The organism is Shewanella sp. 1180_01, from assembly GCF_052850535.1.
On the sequence record NZ_VXCT01000055.1, the window covers coordinates 17,489 to 35,468 of the forward strand.

General features: G+C 50.2%; 16 protein-coding genes and 1 tRNA gene. 1 reads left to right on the forward strand and 16 read right to left on the reverse strand.

Going from position 1 to position 17,980, the window contains the following annotated elements; translation table 11 throughout:
• Positions 1-7: 7 nt before the first annotated feature.
• The 11 genes from FW758_RS20280 to FW758_RS20330 form a co-directional block, all read right to left on the reverse strand.
• Positions 8-2,446: a hypothetical protein gene (locus tag FW758_RS20280; RefSeq protein WP_446446334.1), complete on the reverse strand. Its 2,439-nt coding sequence runs from the start codon at positions 2,444-2,446 to the stop codon at positions 8-10.
• Between the two features lie 27 nt (positions 2,447-2,473).
• The gene (locus tag FW758_RS20285) at positions 2,474-2,839 is read right to left on the reverse strand and encodes a hypothetical protein (protein ID WP_446446335.1); all 366 of its coding nucleotides are present in this window, start codon (positions 2,837-2,839) and stop codon (positions 2,474-2,476) included.
• Positions 2,836-6,870: a tape measure protein gene (locus FW758_RS20290; RefSeq protein WP_446446336.1), complete on the reverse strand. Its 4,035-nt coding sequence runs from the start codon at positions 6,868-6,870 to the stop codon at positions 2,836-2,838. The genes FW758_RS20285 and FW758_RS20290 overlap by 4 nt, the downstream gene beginning before the upstream one ends.
• A gap of 119 nt (positions 6,871-6,989) precedes the next feature.
• Positions 6,990-7,736 carry a phage tail tube protein gene (locus tag FW758_RS20295; protein WP_446446337.1) on the reverse strand — a complete coding sequence of 249 codons (747 nt, stop codon included), beginning with the start codon at positions 7,734-7,736 and terminating at the stop codon, positions 6,990-6,992.
• A 28-nt stretch (positions 7,737-7,764) separates the two neighbouring features.
• Positions 7,765-8,208, reverse strand: a complete 444-nt coding sequence (locus FW758_RS20300; RefSeq protein WP_446446338.1) for a phage tail terminator protein — start codon at positions 8,206-8,208, stop codon at positions 7,765-7,767.
• On the reverse strand, positions 8,208-8,648 hold the full coding sequence (locus tag FW758_RS20305) for a gp436 family protein (protein ID WP_446446339.1): 441 nt from the start codon (positions 8,646-8,648) through the stop codon (positions 8,208-8,210). Before FW758_RS20305 ends, FW758_RS20300 begins: the two co-directional genes overlap by 1 nt.
• 2 nt (positions 8,649-8,650) lie before the next feature.
• Complete coding sequence (locus FW758_RS20310) at positions 8,651-9,163, reverse strand: HI1506-related protein (RefSeq protein ID WP_446446340.1); 513 nt, start codon at positions 9,161-9,163, stop codon at positions 8,651-8,653.
• 71 nt (positions 9,164-9,234) lie between these two features.
• Positions 9,235-10,161: a Mu-like prophage major head subunit gpT family protein gene (locus tag FW758_RS20315; RefSeq protein WP_263178242.1), complete on the reverse strand. Its 927-nt coding sequence runs from the start codon at positions 10,159-10,161 to the stop codon at positions 9,235-9,237.
• A 59-nt stretch (positions 10,162-10,220) separates the two neighbouring features.
• Positions 10,221-11,393 (reverse strand): phage protease, encoded by a 1,173-nt coding sequence (locus FW758_RS20320; RefSeq protein WP_049821742.1) that lies wholly within the window; start codon positions 11,391-11,393, stop codon positions 10,221-10,223.
• A gap of 76 nt (positions 11,394-11,469) precedes the next feature.
• Positions 11,470-11,706, reverse strand: coding sequence for a hypothetical protein (locus tag FW758_RS20325; protein ID WP_263176002.1), 237 nt, complete (start codon positions 11,704-11,706; stop codon positions 11,470-11,472).
• Between the two features lie 197 nt (positions 11,707-11,903).
• Positions 11,904-12,356, reverse strand: a complete 453-nt coding sequence (locus FW758_RS20330) for a phage virion morphogenesis protein (protein WP_263178244.1) — start codon at positions 12,354-12,356, stop codon at positions 11,904-11,906.
• Between the two features lie 55 nt (positions 12,357-12,411).
• On the opposite strand from FW758_RS20330, the gene FW758_RS20335 reads away from it, so the two are divergent.
• Positions 12,412-12,486 (forward strand) — tRNA-OTHER (locus tag FW758_RS20335).
• A gap of 25 nt (positions 12,487-12,511) precedes the next feature.
• Here the strand turns inward: FW758_RS20335 and FW758_RS20340 are convergent.
• Genes FW758_RS20340 through FW758_RS20360 form a run of 5 tightly spaced genes read right to left on the reverse strand, consistent with a single transcriptional unit; the run spans position 12,512 to position 17,890 of the window.
• Positions 12,512-13,843, reverse strand: a complete 1,332-nt coding sequence (locus FW758_RS20340; RefSeq protein ID WP_446446341.1) for a phage head morphogenesis protein — start codon at positions 13,841-13,843, stop codon at positions 12,512-12,514.
• Entirely contained in the window at positions 13,836-15,437 is a 1,602-nt protein-coding gene (locus FW758_RS20345; protein WP_446446342.1) for a DUF935 domain-containing protein, read from the reverse strand. Before FW758_RS20345 ends, FW758_RS20340 begins: the two co-directional genes overlap by 8 nt.
• Positions 15,437-17,077 carry a hypothetical protein gene (locus FW758_RS20350; protein ID WP_259504905.1) on the reverse strand — a complete coding sequence of 547 codons (1,641 nt, stop codon included), beginning with the start codon at positions 17,075-17,077 and terminating at the stop codon, positions 15,437-15,439. Before FW758_RS20350 ends, FW758_RS20345 begins: the two co-directional genes overlap by 1 nt.
• Entirely contained in the window at positions 17,077-17,646 is a 570-nt protein-coding gene (locus FW758_RS20355) for a DUF3486 family protein (RefSeq protein ID WP_006087223.1), read from the reverse strand. The genes FW758_RS20350 and FW758_RS20355 overlap by 1 nt, the downstream gene beginning before the upstream one ends.
• Positions 17,636-17,890 (reverse strand): hypothetical protein, encoded by a 255-nt coding sequence (locus FW758_RS20360; protein WP_432376936.1) that lies wholly within the window; start codon positions 17,888-17,890, stop codon positions 17,636-17,638. The genes FW758_RS20355 and FW758_RS20360 overlap by 11 nt, the downstream gene beginning before the upstream one ends.
• Between the last annotated feature and the right edge of the window lie 90 nt (positions 17,891-17,980).

Below are 17,980 nucleotides of genomic sequence, written 5' to 3' on the forward strand. Positions count from 1 at the left end.
ATCCTTATTAAGATTCGTTGCCACGGAACGCGAGCACGGCGCGGTCGGTGGTGATTTGACTGTGACCGCTTTGCACTGTGCGCAATAGCATCACGGGTTTACTCGCGGCATAACTCATAAAACGAATGGCCTCGCCTGCTTGCCAGCCGCCACCAAATGCGCCAGAACGAATAATGAAGTACGGCTGCAGGGTTAGCGGGTTAACAGGTGCAAAGTCATTAAGCGTGTCGCCAGTCGCAATTTGACCTAGGCGACGACCAACACAGCGGAATGCGGTTGCTGAGGTGAAGATCAACACCCAGTCCTCATTTACTGCAGTGTCGTTACGGACCTCGATGGGGAAATCAACGGTATTCATGTTGCCAGTGGCGGGTGCGCCATCGAGGTCCCAATTGTTAGCCCATGCCGTCATATCTCGTACCGTGCCGATACGGGCCTGTAAGTCTCCCAAATTTTGCACACTCGATACATTGGCACCGATTGGATAAGTTTGGCTTAATGGCTTTGCAAGTATTAATGCCTGTGCTTGTACATCTATCACTAGCGCAATTTCGCCAATGGTATCGGTGAGAATGAATGGCGCAGTGAAGCCCGTAAAATCGCTGTTGATAGTGACAACACCTGTCGCTTTAACCCATGTGTAATGGGTATTAGCCAGCGTCCAAAGTGATTTACCCTCAGCATCAGTAATATCAACAAAGCGCGCATTGGCGCGAGCGTTGTAAGTTTGGGCTGGTGCTGGACTGCTCAACACTTGTATTTCAGTCTGTTGCACAGAAATCGTGTTCCATGCGGTGAATGCATTTACCACACCGCCGTTCTTAATCCGCAATGGATTAAGGCCGTATAGTTCGGGTGGCGGTGATAGTGTGACAGTCTCACTTATGTCATAGCGCAGCGTGGTTAAATCGACGGCTTGACTAAAGGTGAGCTGCACATTTGCATCCGTGATATTGCCACTAATTCCTAAGCCGGTGATCACGCCTGCGCTGTCACTTGAGCCTGATAGCAGGGTGTCACCTGCAGCGTTGCTAATGGTGACATAAAAGGTGTCATAAATTGGGCTGTCGGTGGCTAACGCAAAGCTGACGGTATTGGCTGAGGAAGTCGATTCCTCAATCAAACAGTCATAATGCACAGTGAAATCACCACGGGCATCAAGGAACTTAGTGACTGCGCCAGTATGGTAATCAAGCTGTGCCAAACGCACACCACCGCTGACAAAGTTGCCGCTAGATGTTTCTGTCATGCTGACACTACCATGGGCAGTATTTAAAAATGTCAGCACCATTTTAGTGGTACCGAGTGATATCTTTTTAAAATCAGGGAATGCGGCGGCGCTGCTATACAAGCCATATTTTGCGGCGGAGATGTATTCAATTGTCAGCGTATCGACACCTGGTAAGCTAGAAGTGGTATTGGCTGTGATAGTTGTGCCTGTGACGCTTAAATTCCAATAGGAAAAATTTGAGGCCGTCATACGCGGCTTAAAACCCAGAACCTCATTAACAAAGTCATTATCTAAAATATCTGGCACATCAAAAATGAAAGTGTACTGACCATAAATATAAGGCTGAGAAACGTTATTTTTGATAACGGTACTGGGTACATCGCTACTGCCGCCCTCGACAATACTTTTACCTGTCAGTGGATTAACCGTTTTTACTTTTGGTAGCAATTCAGTTTGCGTTGATTCAACAGCCAAAGTGTTGGTTGTTGAGGCCGCAGTAAGTTTGGTTACGCCATGATATTTAATGCCATCGTTATCACTGGTGTAGCGTAACTTAGTGCAGCCCGACTCACCGTTGATTGTTATATCGTAATTAGGAGTGATAAACGGAATGGCAGGTTTAAACTTCACTATGCCTGTAGGGCCGCCAGTGACCGTTTCTTGAATTTGGCAGAAATGCTCAAACCGTGGATAAAGTGCGTTTTCGGCGCCAGGGTACTCAACAGAAATAACAACGGTTTGCCCCTGCAGTAATGTGACGTTCGACCAATACTCAGTCCCATTAAATAGATAACTAGATTGCAGATACGATTTAGGAAAGGAGTCTTGCCCTTCCAAAAAGCCAATTAAGCGATTGCGGATCAACTGGCCAGCACGAACGGATGATTCCAGAATCTCAACCATATCGGTCATGCGGTCAGCATCGTCTAATGTGGCGGCCTCTGCGATCAATAAACTGACTAGATTATCGGTTGGCTTTTGGCTCATGAACACATGACCATCGAGCAAAATTGATGTGTCAGGGGTATCGAGTGCAGGATAACACTTCACAATATCAACCGCTGATTGCGCGTGATCTATGTCTGAAATGGCGCGAAACAGTTCGTTAAGCTTGCCAGACTCAACCGCCAGCTTGGTACGTTGTCCACCCGCATCATCGCTTGAGCCCAATTGCTCGGGTTTAAATACTTTTAAATCTAAACGGGAAATAGTCATAGCACTCTCACAATAGATAAATGGCCTTTAAACGGTGATTAACTTCAAGGTGATTGCCTCGATTTCGTCGGGGTCGGTATCGCTGTAATTGATCGCTGGCGTGCCGCTAATGGGCTGTTCGCTGTAGTCCCACATCACGGTTAATGCTGTACCATTGATATCCAGGTTAAAGCTGGTCGCGCCCTTTGAATTCGCGTGGGCCTCAAGGGCATTGAATACCGCCAATGTTTCTGCATCGCTGAATAACACCACTGGGCGGCCCGCTTGTTTGGCGGCGACTTCAACATGCTGCGAGCCATCGAGCGCAAACTCAGTGCTACTCACAAAGGGCGTATAACCAAAACGGTTAAGCCAAATAAAATGCGGTAATTGAAGCGTGTCTAAGGTGATCATGAGGTGGCCTTAATCTGTTCTAGTTCGCGCAAAAACAGCTGCTTAAACTCATCAAGCAAATCGGCTTTCACCACATTGCCCGACGGCATTGCCAGCTCTAATCGATAAATTTGTACGCTACCACCTGTGCTCTGATTGCTCACCGATGCCGAAGCGGTTTGGTTTGCACTGCTGCGGGTGGAATTTGTCGCGGGGCTTGCACTGCTTGATGCACGCTCGATCGCCTGCGCGTTACGTTCTACCGCCTCTGCTTCGATTTGTTTTAGTTTAGTGGCGTAGATTTGCTGACTCAGTTGCAGTGCTTCTTGGGCACTGGCAATGGACTCTTTATCCTGAGCCGTGCGGGCAGCATCGAGCTGCGCCTTAAGCTCAGCCTGTTGCTGTTCATAGCGGCGCTTCTCGATAGCGGCTTGGTTATTATTAAGCTGATCCATCTCATCTTTGAGACTGCCCAAGGTCGCGTTGATATCGTCACGCAGGCCGAGAATACGATCACGGGTAGCATCAATGGCCGCTTGCAGTGGTTTAAGTTCTTCGTCGCCTAACTCGCGTATATTCCACTTTGCCTCGCGACTAATTTGATTGACGCGATCGAGGCTAATGCTGGAACTTTCAAGTTCTTCAGTCCATTTACGGGTCAGTAAGGTTTCATTGATGATCTGCTTTTCGCGGATAAATGCTTGGTTACTGAGCTGCGCCAGCACACCCCAAAAGCCGGTATTCACCCGCATATTGTTCATGATGCTGTTAGTCAGCTGATCGACGCGGGCGTTGAGTTTTTCGGTGCTATCCTCGTTAAAATTGAACTGTTTGTTTAAGTGGGCATAGGCACCTGCGAATAGGTTGACATACTCAGTGGCGCGGCCAGTGCTCTTCTCTAATTCCTCCAGTTCTTCGCGTTGCTCCATTAACGTTTTTGTCGTTCTGCCCGCCTCAATGCCAGCGTCTTTCTCGCTATCAGTTAAGTCGTCCATGCCATCTGGAACATCGCCCATAAGGTCGCGTAGTATATTTAGGACTTCAACTAAGCGATCTTTCTGACGCTGATAATCTTCAACAGACAAAGCTCCATCTTTATAGCTTTTGTCTAAGATCCGCATCTCTTCATTGACTGCCGCGTATTTACCTTTTAGCTCTTGATAGTTAGCAATCTCAAGCGCCTTAACTTCATTAAGCTTCTCCTGCTGCTCTTTAAGTTTTTCGGTATTTATTTTTAGATCTGCAACCGCTGCACTGTTACCTTTATTCGCATCGGTACTATTGTTTATCGCGGCACGATTCTTCGCTAATGTTGCAGTGGTTTCTTCAATATCTTTGGTTAATTTCTTGTGGGCAGGGGTGATGCCATCTTCCAGTCCATCGCTATAACGCTTCGACCTCTCTGTTAGCTTTTGATATTCGTCGCTTAACTGCAGGGCAGCGGCTTGCGCTTTTAGCCCTTCAGGGACTGTCTTGCCAGATGCTTCCGCCGCAACAATCGCCGCCTTAGCCCAGTTAATAAAAGCATCACGGACTTGATCAATAGGCTCTTTGTTGTCGCGGATAAGCTCAAACGCTGCTTTAGATTTATCAGCAGTATCCTGTAATGACTTGGTACTGGTCAGCCCTAAGTCCTTATAGGCTTGCTCTAGTGCCTCTGTACCTTTAGCCGTGGCATCAAGGTACTTTTGTTGCTCTTCGTACTTAGCTTTAAGGAGTTTAAGTGCTTCTACATGGCCCGCATACTCTTTACCTGCAGCTTGAAAAGTAACAATGGCGGAGTCCAGATGGCGAATAAAACCACCCATACCACCTTTAAGATTATCTAACGATGTTGCTTGTTCAGTTAGCTGCTGAGTCAGTTTGATGGCTTGGTCGATCGTTAACTTTATAGGTTCAACAGCAGCTTGGTTGGCACGGCTTAACGCTGCGGCGGCTTCGGCTTGCTCTTTAGTCGCTTTGGCACTGGCTTTGGCGGCGGACTCTTGGGCCAGCACTTGCGCATTTTGAATCGCTAATTCTGCGCTGAATGCTTTGTATGATTTGGCCTTCAAATCATAAATAATCAGCCCATCTTTTTCGGCTTTTAGCACATCAGCCATGCTGCGGAACTGCATGCCCGTAGCTTCATTCAACGCCTTAAGCTGAGTGATTTTTTCTTTGTCAGTTTGTGCGGCAAATTTACGGCTTTCACTCAGGGCATTCTCCGACTTAATAAGCCCCCAAATCGCTTCGCCCAGAGCATATATTTCAGTAACACCCCACGCAGCAGCGCCTGCTAAACCGAGTTTACCTAACAGTTTTGCGGTATTTTTAAGGCCACCATCCAGCACGACTCCCGCAGCAGATGCAGCTTTCTGAGTAGCTTCGAATTTAACTAACCACTCGATAGCCTCCTTAGTCCCTTTGGCCATGTCGATAAAATAACTACCAACTTTAAAGGCTGCCCAAGCGCCTGCTACTGTTGCAATGGTATCGCGATATTCATACAGGAATTGAGCCGTACTCTTAACGCCTTCACCGATGCTAATAATGGCATTACTGATTTCGGTCGCCCATTTCTTTAAGCGGCCATCAGCGGCCATAGTGGCGAACTCAGTGTTAAGCACTGTTAATTGGCCCTTTAGCCAATCCATAGCACCAGCATTAGCTACCTCAGCATAGAACGCGCTTAAATTATCTTTGGCGTTAGATATCAAACCGGACAACAAAGCCATGTTGGCAGCGGCAGAACCAGCCGCGCCCTTTGCCATTTCATCCATTAAGGCTTTAATGACATCGCGGCCAAGCTTGCCTTGTTCGCTAAGTTTTTGTAGTTCAGCTGTGTTTTTACCTGTAGCCTTTTCAAGCAGTTCCCAGACGGGTACACCGCGCTCAATCAATTGCAGGATTTCCTCTCCCTGCAATTTCTGCTTTGCCCAGGCTTGCCCTAAAGCAAGTGAGATGCCTTCGACTTCTTGGAATGAACCACCTAACTTAAAGGCTTGATCTACAATGGCCTGCATAGAGCCATTCATAGGATCAAGACCAAACGCTTTAAGTTTTACAAAAACCTGACTGACTTCATCAAGCTGCAACGGGGTATTTTTAGCAAAGTCCTTCACCCATGCCGTCGCTTGCTCTCCTCCTGCGATAGATCCCATCAAGGCATTAAATTGCACACCTAAGCGCTCAAACTTATCGCCCGTGGCAAAAATATCTTTCACCGCTTGGGCCACGCGGTCAAAGCCTAAATAGGCACCAGCTAAGGCAGTCACTTGGCCGATCACACCACGCAAAGAACTGGCATGGTCGCGGGCGCTGTTATTGCCCTTATCTAATTGATTAGCAAACTTATCAACATTGCGGCCAGTACCGTCAAATTCGGCACTTAACTTGCGCTGCGCTGTGGTCAGGTTGTTGTAATCAATGCCCGATTTCGACAGGGCATTTTGCAGCTTAGTGTGGCTGGATGATTGCTGCGCTAACTCGCGCTGCATTTGCTCCAGCTCTTTTTCTGCCACATCAATAGAGCGTGCCAGTTGCACAAAGGGCGCATCTGTTTGGCTAGCACGTTGCTTTAAGTCCTGCAGTGCTAAGGCGGCAGCAGTGACAGCAAGCTCTTGTTGTTCAAGCTCATTACGTGACCGCTTAAAGGTGTTGATAAGCTCTTGCTGATTGGTTAACTCATCGAGCTTATTGGCTAAGGTATTGGCTTTTTGGCTGGTCGATTGGCTGCTATCACCAACATCATCAAGCCCTGTTGCTAAAGGCTTGAGGTCATTAGTGAGCTGCTCTGTTTGGTTGCTGGTATTACGGCCGCTTTGGGCCACTTGATCTAGCTGGTCGCTTAACGGATCAAGGCTATTTTTGAGTTCATCAACTTGATTCGCACCCGCTTTGCTGGCATCACTCACACCATCGAGTTCATCAGCGAGCGCCTGCGTCTTAGGATTCGCCGCATCCGACTCGGTGCCGATGCGCTTAAGCTCATCGACTAAAGCCGCAATGTGTTGCTTGCCCGTGGCTTCTGCCACGATCCGCAGGGCGAGTTCTAAGGTTTTATCAGCCATGGCTATCTCGTTAATGCTCTCGTTAGTATCTAAATAATCGGTGTTTAAACGGCGGTTAAATGGGGATTAAAGGGCATGGCAATTGAGTACGGCCATGCCCTTGGGTTAAGCAAAACCGCTTACGCATCCAGCTCTAGGTACTCGAACGGATGATCCTTACCCGCGACTAACTGGGCTTTACCCGCAAGGGTGGCGCTCACAAACTCGCTGGCGGCAAAATCGATCGCAGCCGTAGGCGATAAGCTGGCGTCGAAAACATCGAGCTTAATCGGCTTGCCTGTTTCTAAGTTGGTACCTTCTCCGAAGATCCGCGCACGGGTTTGGGCGTTAATGCCACCGCGAATGAGGGTACCGCTAATGGCGTTATGTTGGCCTGTCACCGTCACCGCGCCGCCCGCTTCTATGTCGCCGCCTTTTACGGCGCGCACTAGCCCTAGGGCATAGTTCACCTCATAGTCAGTGCCCAGCACTAAGGTGGCAGCGTCTTTCTTCACCACAAAACCGTTGGCGGCAAAGTTACTTTCAGGTAGCTGTATCCAACGCTGATTATCAGGCAAGGTCACGGCCTCATCAGTTAAGGTGCCGCTGCCCGTGTTCAGCACTTGAGTATCACCCAACAGTGCCATAGCAATCAGTTCGGCGGGTTGATCGTCGAAGGACCATTCCACCTCAACAGGCTTAGAAATTTTCACCACGCTTAAGGCTTGGCCATAGCTTTCCTTCTTTTTACTGCCACGTACCTTTTCTTCGGCATCGGTTTTGATCGCGAGCTTAGTGGTGTTAATGGGGCCAATGATCCCCGTTGATTGCCCTTGGGCATTTAAGCGGTCAACAAAGAAGTTGCCTGCGACTAATAATCCATTCATAGGATTTTCCTCATATTAAGTTGTTGGGTTAGCTGGGTTTGAATCTCAGTTGCACACTCACGGCCACGGGGTAATAACCGTGGCTTTTAGTGAAACGGGGTTTAACGGGACTGTTAACGCGCACAAAGGGGCCAAGCATCTGACCATCCACCGCAATGGACTTACCCACAATCGCGTTTAACAGGCTGACTAATAGCTCACCAGCTTGGCCTTCGTGAATAGATAAACGGTAAGCTAATACCACAAGCCAAGTCTGCTTAATTTGGCTGGTGTTGCCGCCTTGTGCGGTATCCGCCAGCGTATCGCCCAGATACAACACATGGGCGGCGGGGGTGATTTGGCTGCGCTCATCCACTTCACTTAGCTCATTAGCTTGATAGACCTTTTTCAGCTTCTGAATCGTCACTAATGGCTCAAGCAGTTGAGTCAACGCATCACCTGCAGCAAGGTAGTTATCTTTAATCTCAAACATCAGATAAACCCCTTAGACGATGCACGGCCAAACACGCTGCCTGCACTTTCGATACTGACTACTAACTCACTTTGGCTAGCGACTTCACCCGTATCAGCTAGCCCCAAACTGATATCGCCTTTGCTCACTGCGGTTAAATACTTCACCACAGCGGTATAGCGTTTCTCGACTTGTTCAGGGGCTTTATCGCCATACAGGAAGTAACGGGCGATATCGCAGCAGTTACGCTCCAATACGGCGGGAACAGTGGTTAACGGCAAGGTGTAACGGCCCACGATATAGCCATCAATCTCGGCAGACGCATCGCGCAATGCTTGCTCAAGCAAGGCGAAATTGATTTCCCCTGGCACGCTGCCTTCGCGCTCGGTAAGCAGCATTAAGTCCTGTGCACCAAAGCGACTCAGCATGTTGTCAGGGGTGGCGTACATCAATTGGGCCATGGCTATTCACCTGCTGTGTTAGTTGCGGTGCCCGATTTATCAGTGTTTTCCGTTTCAGTGCTAGGCATTTCAGCGCTTGGATTAGCCGTTTCGTTTTCACTTGGCACAGTGACTTTTACGGCCTGAATCGCACTGACTAAGTCAGTTTTATTCATCGAGTTAACACCCGTGATCGCCAAGTCTTTTGCCAGTTCTTTCAGCTCTTTTGCTGTCAGTTCACCCAAGGCTTTCTCTTCACCATTGGGCTCTTTCACACCAACGAGCGTGCCTGTGGTATCAGAGCCTAATGTCTGATCACCGTCTGGAATGTCCACACTCCCCGACGCTGGTGCCATATCACGCACGGATACCTTAAGGCGCTGGTCAGCTTCAAACGCTGCGACTTGCTCATCCGACAACTCGGCCAGCGGTATAAGGTTTTCGCCTTTGGTAAGCGCCATGCCCGCACGGCGATAGCCAGTGTGCGCAAGACAGATAACCAACAGGACTTGAATGTTCTTAGAAGGATTCGCCATTTCATTGTTACCTCACTCGATGTTGGGGTGCAGGCGCATCCTTGTGCCTGCGATTCGCTGCTCAGAACGGGTTACTTTTTAACGCGCGGGCTGATCAACACCTCAATCATGTCTTGCAGTTCGTTAGAGACTGTCGTGCCGCCTTCGTCGATGTTTTCACGGTTTTTCAGCTGTAGTGCTTTGCGCTTATTACCATTGCCCACCACCAGTAAGGTGCCATTCAGCTCCATAGGCTCACCGCCATCAAAGGTGAAGTCGCCCATCATCTCCATCGCCGCCCACACGTTTTCAAGTGTCAGTTCTGCTTTCACCCCAACGGCCATTTGCCAAAAACCAAAGCCCGCGTTACAGCGCAAATCCGCACCGAAACTGAAGTTGTTACTGACATAAACGCTTTCATCGTTGGGATTAAATTTGGTGATGAGCGAAAGCTTGCGGCGCTCCTGATAGATAAGCGGCTTAAGCACTTGCGATACATCAAGCAGATACCAAGGCTCGCCTGTATAAGCGGGATCGATGATGACGTTAGGCACAGAGCTATCAGCACCACTGCCATCATGTGTCGCATTGACGGGATGGTCGGTGTCAAAATAGTTTTGGCCGTCATAACAAAGCGTTGTCCAACCCGCATTGAGTAGGTCGAACACCTGCTTATCGGGGAACTTAACGCCTTTCTCGCCCATCATTTTGACCATAGGGTCATAGACGCCAAGGTTGTCGTCCTCGATATCGTCGCGCTTAACAATCACCGAGGCTTCAAAGGTCTTGTTCTCGATGCTGTAGCTGTGCTCTTGTAGGTCTTTAAACTGACGATCACCTACCCATTCGCGGAACTCTGGCATTTGACCGAGCCAGCCATAAGTATTCGACTTGGTGGTCGATGGCACCACAGTGGCAATCTGTTGGTACTGGGTTTCAACGCTCGACACAGCACCTTGAAACTTGAGGCTCATGGAGGTGCGCAGCGCGTTTAACGTAGCGGAATTAACAATACCCATTGGGATACTCCTAACTAATTAATGTGAATGACTCAGCTGGTTAATGGAGTGGCACACCGCTAAGCGGTGGCCTTTTTACCTGCAGCCATTTGTTCTGGGGTTAAGCCCATTTGCTTGGCTACGCTTAAGTCCTCTGCGGTAAGTGCCGCCAGTTTGGTGTCCTTATCCTTGTTAGGGGCAGGAACTGTGGAGGTTTGCTTGGCACCTAGTGCAGCAATAGGCACTCGTGCATCGATGTTGGCAGTGAGTGCTGCCATGTTTTGATTGCCCAATTGGGTAAGGTAATCACGTTCACACTCAAAGGCTTTGTGGTCATCAATCGCCGCCTTAACCGCTTGCTCAACAGTGAGCACGCCATTCTCAGCGGTTAGCGCGACCAATTGCTCACGCAATGCATTCACAGTGGCAATGGGGACGAACTTGGTTAGGTCAATGGTTGGCGACTTGGCGCTTAACGCAGCCACTTCTTGCTTAAGGCCATCGACACTGCCCGCCGCTTTAACCAGATCGTCAATGCGCTTTAACGCATCGTTAAGCTGTGCTTCGGTTGGCTCGCTACCTTCGGCAATTTCAATACCTAGGGCGGCTAAGAGTTTTAGTATTAGTGGGTTCACATGGAGTCCCTCCGATGGGGTGGATTGAAGATCGTTTGCATTGAGAGTGGCCAGTGCGGCCAGCGATGCGAGTGGCAACATGCCATCGACACCAGGGCGGTTAGTTAACGCTGCAGAATGGATAAACTGGGGGCGGCCTGTGGCCTTGTCGTATCCAAAAACCAAAGAGAAATAGCGATACTCTTTGGCGTTTAGGTGGGCGATAGCGTTATCGGTAAAGCGCGGCTTAATAAATAAACCTTGCCCTTGGCGATACTGCACGTCATCGATATTGAACCAGCCAGAAGCGGGAGCGGGCTGGCCGTTCTGCTCTTTGTTGAGGGTTTGGTGTTCGTAGTCAATGACCAGATCACCAGCTTGATGCGGGGTATTTGCCTTAAGCGCAGCAAAGGCAGCTTCATCCATCAACCACTTGCCACCCGCTACATCATCAGGGCGACCATCTACAGCAGCAAAGTGGCCATCAGGCAATGCCTGAATGTAGCCATCTTCACCGAGTTGGAAACCTGTGCTGGTACTGGTATTAACCACTAGCGCACTGCTTAATGCCGCAACGCCTAGGGCTATGCTAGCAGCTAAATGAGCTGGGCTTTGGTTGGTGGATTTAGCTTTTGACACAATGGCACTCTCAATAACATTGGAGTGCCCATCATGATCGAGTGGGACTAACTAGCGGATTGGAAAGGTTTCGGGATTATTTGTGGCCACCTTTTAGCCTTGCATGCAAATCATTAACGGCGTCAACAAATCGCTCAAACTGTTGCCAATCATGAAAGTTCGCATATAAACCATCATAAGCCTCACCAACTGGACCAATGACAATTTCAGGGATCAAGTGGTTATCCACCACTGCAACTTGTTGAGGCTTACACTTAACTCCTGGATACTCATTTAACTCAACCGTTTCATCAAAAAAAAATAAACAACCCATTCCTTGTCTCCTTGCTTATTATTAAGTTCACTTTACAAGGCGAGCATAACCTAGTTTAAAACCCGTTTAAATCCTTGTTAAAGCGTTTAAGTGGGTTTTAGATGAGCCGTTATACCAAGTTGAAAGCTTAGGCGCTTAAATCGTGTCTGAGGGCGTTAGCAGACAAATCCATTCAACCCACTTTTTACAACACATTCTTACAGCAAATAGCTTCCCAAGAAGCCTAACATAGACTGTTCGCTCTCATGGCTTACACCGAAGTATCGACGCGCTGGTATACCCGCAGGGCCAGCAGGCATATCGTCGGTGCCGCCGAAATAGTGAATAGCGGCATAGATTTTATTGCTGCCAATCTCCGCCCAAAAGTCGCCGCTGTCGGCAGTCACGCTGGCAGCTAGCCCGCCAGCACTGGCTTGTAATATCTTACCGCCCTGGCGTTTAGGGTTGGCCTTAAGGTAGGCATCACTTAAAGATGCCCAGGCTTGACCTGTAACTGGATCGGCCTCGGCCTCAAAGGCACCCTCTGTAGCGGACTCCAGAACGGCAGCAATATCGTTCATCGGTTCGCTTAAGTCATCGAGCTTATCCAGCAAACTCCCCAACACTTGCAGCACTGGGGAGTCACTTAAGACGATCTCTACCTTGTTCATTTTTTATCCTTAGCACTGTCAACGTGGAGGAATGGTGATATGCTTGAACACAGGGTGGCGTGTACTCTTAACTGGTAAAGCAGACTCTGATCATTCAGGGTGTATGTGGGTTCGACTCCCACCACGCCACCACACTTCACTTATACCAAACTCACTTACAGACGACCTTCAATCACTTCATATTCTGGTTGCAGCAGGTTCGCTCGATCCGTCTTATAAACGTTGATCACCGCATCCATTGCCTGCTGGCGTTTCATCTTCCACGCGCTATTAATGATCACTTTAACCTTACGGCCATCATCCTCAGTGGCATAGACATACAACAGATTCTGGTTCTTGCTATCCCAAAGCACGGCCTCGGGTTCTGCCAACATCTGCGGTAATTGCTGATACTCATCACGACTTAACGCAACACCCTCAGCAATGTGCCTTGCACTATCTGCATGCACTAATTGCTTTTCTCCTATGGCCAGTAAGGCCGTAGGTTCTCGCCCTAAACGCGCTGTCACTGCGGTTTGAATCGAGGGCGTCATAAAACCTAAAGCCTGAATGCCTAAGCCTGGTCGTCGCTTTTGTCCTGGATTGGCGGCAAGGACTTCATCCGTCCATTGGGCAAACTGGGCGTGGCGCAGCGGGCTATTATTGAGAGCCTGAATAAACTGCGCGCGGGTGTCTAACGATTGAATAGTGCCCAGCTTTTTGGCGACGGCCACATCGGTACCAAAGGCGGCTTCGCCTGGACTATAGGCCCAGCCTAAATCGGGGCTCATGCTGCTGCCATCGGGCAGATCAATCCGCGCATGGGGCACGGTTAACACTTCACCCGTTCCGCGCGCGACTGTCTCAGTGTCAAAGCGCTGGATATAACCTTCGCCATTTTCCACAGTGATCCCCATCGCCTTCACTTGCGCCTCGGTGAGCGCCCGAACGCGGCAACGACAGCCCCATCCATTGGGCGGATAGATGATGTCCCATATTGGATCGTCAAAGCGGAACACTTTACCCCTAAGCCGCGCATGGGCTGGCCGTGTTTGGCCGTCATCTATCGCCACATACTGCCAATAGGGGTGGGTTTTGGTGCGCGATAACATGCGCCGATAGCGCCCAGCCATGTAAGCGGTTTGCAGGTTTTGACGATAGATAGTGTTTAAGCGGTAGGGACTCCCCAGCTGTACCTCGCGGCCATCGACTTCCTTTTTCCCCCACCATCCGAGCTTTTCGAGTTGAGGTTTAAGGTTTGCCTGAAACTGTTTAGCGGTTAACCCTTGGCTTAGGGCTGCATCCACTTCATTACGGATCGCCGTGAGCACATCCATCTGTGCCGCCTTGGCCACCGTAAAGGCACGAGCGTGGGCGCGGGTCCATACATCTTGCCAATCGTCACTGATGGCAAAGCCTTTAGCACGGAAATAGGCCACCGCATCGGCGGGGGCTTGGTTAATGGCAATGCTTAAATCAACGGCTTTAGGCACTCTTGGTTTAGGCATTGGCGATGCCCCATAGTTCAGCCACAAACATTAACCGCGCGAGCGTTTCGGTAAGCTGCGCGGTATCCATGGCGGGATAGTCCTTTTCCAGTTGCACCCGCAGCTGCTCCGGCTCGCTCTGCAGTTGTGCCAGTAATGGCTCTACCATCGCCATATAGGCGTCGCTCATTTGCCCTTGAGTGAGTGCATCCAAGGCTTTATCTAAGGCGGTTTGGCTCGGTTCACTCAACGGGGCATCTGACTGCTTCGCGGCTAAAGCCGCCAATGCCGTCTGCTGATTGTCATTACCGCCTGCAGCGCTGGCATTGGGGTCTTCTTGCTGGATCACCAGCACGGCTTCGCCATTAGCTGGCTTAGGGATACGGGTCTTTTCATGCAGCCAGTTTTGTGGGATCTGCATGCCCATGCTGACGAACGCACGCAGCGGATACGCTAAGGCCCGTAAGTCTTCGGCTTCTGTGGTATCAAAGACTAAACGTGGATGACGACGGTGGCTTTGATAACTCTTGCAGTTGAGCGCATATAAAGGGGCCACTAAGTCGCGGGTTAAGGTTTCGGCAATCAGGGTAAGGTCAGCATCACGCAGTTCTTGGCGCACTTCGTTATGCACTTTACCGAGCGCATTAGTTGAGCTTTTACCATCGGCTTGGCTGGTCAAGGTGCCGCCTAAAATCACCTTGCTCATGGTCTTTTCAGCCCAGCTAATCATCAAATCAAAGGGATCGGCTTGACCTGTGGCGGCACTCTCAAAATCCATCACCATGCCCTTGGGCATAATGCCACCCGCGTTATGGCCAATGCTCATCACTGCATTTAACAGGGCGCGCTTTTCCTCATCGCTGGCACCCGCTGGATACTGACCAATACGCAGCGGCAAACCGTAGATCTCAAGGAACTCGGCTAAGTCGCGCACACTGTAGTTTTTAAAAATAAAGGGCCAGATTAACTGACGCACTAAACCACTGCGGCTGACATAGCCCGACTTGGCTGGATGAATATGTTTGATCCAACCAAAGGGCCACAGGTCAGCGCCATTGACAGTGGTATCACGCAGGCGCAGTTCGTTACGCCGCTCAGGGTGAGTCATAAACCAAGATGGATCGCGATACTCTGGCACTTCAATAAACCATTCACCCAGCTCTCGCGTCCAGGCTAACTCGTGCATGCTAAAGCCCTTGAGAATGGCATCACTCATTGACTTAATGAGCGTCTTTATCCAGTTACCTTCTTCGAGCATTTCTTGCAGATATTCAGTGTCGGCCTTTTCCTGTGGCGTCGGGTTACGGGGCGGTATTAAATAGTAATCCACACCGATCAGCGCCCGTTTGCGCTTGTCTAACTCGGCATATAGGTGGCCGTCTTTCTCTTCGATATCTTCGGCCAGTTCACATTGAGCAATGAGATCGCCTTGCTCGGCGGCCTGTAAAATATTGGCTGCACTGGCGGGCGTCAAGCCGCTACTTGGGTGCTGGCTAAAGGTACGTTGCAAGCCAATTAAACGCACATCGTCGGTCTGCAGTGCTTTGGCTTCACGCTGCTTAAACGGCCGACCACTGGCGTCCAAAATACGTGATTCAGTTGTTTTTTCTTGCATTACCAGCAACCTCGCTGCGTTTGATGATCATCATCCTCATGGGCACTTGCATGGGCATTCGGATTACGGTGATCACTCCTAGGAATGGGGGTGAACTCTATGGGGGCACCGTCTAAGGTGGAGGCGTATACCATCAAGAACAGGCTGATCGCGGCATCACCATGGCGTTCTTTTTCTTGGCCTGTGCGTACATCGCCAAGGCATGGCGTACCTCGACGGTTAATGCTCAAGGCCCGCAAGTCTGTGCTGGTGTCGTCATCCCTTGGGATAGTGATCAGCCCATCTTCAAAGTGACTTTTAAAGCGTGGCATTTGCTCGCGGTAAAAGGACTCAGATAGCATCACACAGGCGATCACTTCACTGCCGTACTTATCCTGGGCGTATTCTGCTAAGGCTTGGCCATTACCGCGCGCATCCATCGCGCCGCCCCTCAACCGTGGTAAGCGGTCCACAATGTAAAACAGGATCTGCTCTTGTTGGCGAAAGGGAATGTTTTTAAGCTCGACCTGTAACTTGGTTTTGATGTGGAGATCTTGGGCGATTTCCCCCACGTCAATCACAGTTAAGTCACCACTACGGGCAAAGTCTTCACCAAAGCAATGGGGGCGTGCAGGGTCTAAGCTATCGAGAACCGGCTTTAGTTCATCCTCACACCACTTAAGGATCTCCGCCGCCCGTAAACCCTCTGGCCATTGTCCAAAAGCATCGTCTTTTTTAAGGCGAATAACGGGGCCGCTATCTGTCACGCTGGCCATGCGGGCTTCGATTAACGCGCGGTTAAGATAGGCACCACCGCCCGATTTAGGCACGCAGAAGTATTCTTCTAATGCGTCCTCTTCGGTAGCTGTGGCTTTGAGTAATTTTGCTTTCCAGTCATCCTCGGCCGCTTGGCTCCATTCGATGCCGCGCACTTGGCAAATACGCTTATACAGCCCCTCATTACAGGCATCATCTAAGGTGACACGGTGAATGGAGTAATCTTTTTTACCCGCACGGGAATCATTAATCAGCTCATTGAACTGGTTATCAATGCCATTATGGGTGGAGATCAAGCGTACCTTCGCGCCCCACATGGTTAGCGCCAATGCCGCTTTTAGCACTTCGGCCAAGCGCTCGTGGAACGCGGCCTCATCAATGGTCACATTGCCTTGCATACCGCGTAGGTTCGAGGGATTACTCGATAGCGCCTGCACCTTAAAACCTGAGGCAAAGTAAATGGCAAAGGTCAGGATCTCTTTACCGTCTTGGCCTTCATCAACAAACACTTCTTCTTGGATTTCGCCTGCGGCTTTATCAAATACTTTGGCCCACATGGCCGCAGCGTCGATAAATTCCCGTGCCATCTCCTTGTTACTGCCCACATAAAAATGGTTAGTACCGCCTTGGCCACGGGCAGCGCCTGCAGTTAAAGAAGCATCGGCAGCTTCGGCCCAAGTGAGTCCAGTTCGGCGCGACTTTTCGGCAATTTTCAGCGGTGACTCGTCGGCTATCCAGCGTTTCTGATAACCGAGCAGCACCTCTTTAGGATCAAAGCGACTTAGGCAACTTGCCTCATACGTGGGATCAAAGCTGCTTGCCGTTGGCGTGATGGCTAGCGCTACCGCAGTCGCGGCCGCTAACACCTTTTTTTTAATGGTCATCAGGCAATCCCCAGTATTTCGCGCTTAAGCAAGGCCACGGCATCACTGGTTAAGCCTGCGGTTTTCGCGACCTTCTCGGCGGCATTAGCCGCTTCGGCCGCGAACGCGGTGCGGATCTCTTTCTCGCGCTTATGGCTGGCCATGGCAGCAGACTCCAAACGCTGCACCGCTAACATGGCATCTTTAATCATGCCAACGTCGGCACCTTCGCCCGTTTCATCTTGGTTTAAAAGGGCTTTAAATAGCTGTGAACGGGCCATTTCAAGGATCAGCTTTGTGACTTCTCCCGTCGGTTTATCGCCCAGTTCTGCCGTCCACACTTGGGTGATCTCACGCATTTCACGTAGGGATTTACCCACGGCCTCCATCTTGGTGGCATAGCGGTTGATGCCTGCGCGGGAAAGCTGCTGTTCTTCTGGTAGCCCTGCGGCTTTAATCAGCGCATTGATTTCATCGAGCAAATCAATCTGCTGAATCGAGCCATTACGCAGCCCCGCATCGAGCTTTTTGCGGATAGGATCGGGCAGTAAATCCACCTTAGAGCGGCGGCCTCGGGTTTCACTCGCCATCGTCTAACCCCTCCAATTCTCGTAGCCACTGCGCACGAACTAAGTGGATCTGCTTCTGTAGTTCGGCTTCTGCCGCGAATACCTTGGGAACCGCCTTTTTAAGGCGCTGGTCTAGCGCTTTGATGTGCGGCTTAACGTGCTCGTTTTTAGCAAGCACGTTCTTTTCTAGTTCGCGGATCACAAACAAATCCGCCACTAAGCGGATGCCTGCAAGCTCGCCACGATTTAGGATTGCTCTTGCCATGGCTACTCTCCCGCCCGTGGACGTTTAACCCCTGGCACAACCGCGCGGCCTGTCGCCACATCTTGGCCGCGACCTGTTAGCGTGGCCGTA

What these genes read in the sequence shown, in the direction of transcription:
- FW758_RS20280 (WP_446446334.1), bottom strand. Translation starts at nt 2,446, where the DNA reads ATGACTATTTCCCGTTTAGATTTAAAAGTATTTAAACCCGAGCAATTG.
- FW758_RS20285 (WP_446446335.1), bottom strand. Translation starts at nt 2,839, where the DNA reads ATGATCACCTTAGACACGCTTCAATTACCGCATTTTATTTGGCTTAAC.
- FW758_RS20290 (WP_446446336.1), bottom strand. Translation starts at nt 6,870, where the DNA reads ATGGCTGATAAAACCTTAGAACTCGCCCTGCGGATCGTGGCAGAAGCC.
- FW758_RS20295 (WP_446446337.1), bottom strand. Translation starts at nt 7,736, where the DNA reads ATGAATGGATTATTAGTCGCAGGCAACTTCTTTGTTGACCGCTTAAAT.
- FW758_RS20300 (WP_446446338.1), bottom strand. Translation starts at nt 8,208, where the DNA reads ATGTTTGAGATTAAAGATAACTACCTTGCTGCAGGTGATGCGTTGACT.
- FW758_RS20305 (WP_446446339.1), bottom strand. Translation starts at nt 8,648, where the DNA reads ATGGCCCAATTGATGTACGCCACCCCTGACAACATGCTGAGTCGCTTT.
- FW758_RS20310 (WP_446446340.1), bottom strand. Translation starts at nt 9,163, where the DNA reads ATGGCGAATCCTTCTAAGAACATTCAAGTCCTGTTGGTTATCTGTCTT.
- FW758_RS20315 (WP_263178242.1), bottom strand. Translation starts at nt 10,161, where the DNA reads ATGGGTATTGTTAATTCCGCTACGTTAAACGCGCTGCGCACCTCCATG.
- FW758_RS20325 (WP_263176002.1), bottom strand. Translation starts at nt 11,706, where the DNA reads ATGGGTTGTTTATTTTTTTTTGATGAAACGGTTGAGTTAAATGAGTAT.
- FW758_RS20330 (WP_263178244.1), bottom strand. Translation starts at nt 12,356, where the DNA reads ATGAACAAGGTAGAGATCGTCTTAAGTGACTCCCCAGTGCTGCAAGTG.
- FW758_RS20340 (WP_446446341.1), bottom strand. Translation starts at nt 13,843, where the DNA reads ATGCCTAAACCAAGAGTGCCTAAAGCCGTTGATTTAAGCATTGCCATT.
- FW758_RS20345 (WP_446446342.1), bottom strand. Translation starts at nt 15,437, where the DNA reads ATGCAAGAAAAAACAACTGAATCACGTATTTTGGACGCCAGTGGTCGG.
- FW758_RS20350 (WP_259504905.1), bottom strand. Translation starts at nt 17,077, where the DNA reads ATGACCATTAAAAAAAAGGTGTTAGCGGCCGCGACTGCGGTAGCGCTA.
- FW758_RS20355 (WP_006087223.1), bottom strand. Translation starts at nt 17,646, where the DNA reads ATGGCGAGTGAAACCCGAGGCCGCCGCTCTAAGGTGGATTTACTGCCC.
- FW758_RS20360 (WP_432376936.1), bottom strand. Translation starts at nt 17,890, where the DNA reads ATGGCAAGAGCAATCCTAAATCGTGGCGAGCTTGCAGGCATCCGCTTA.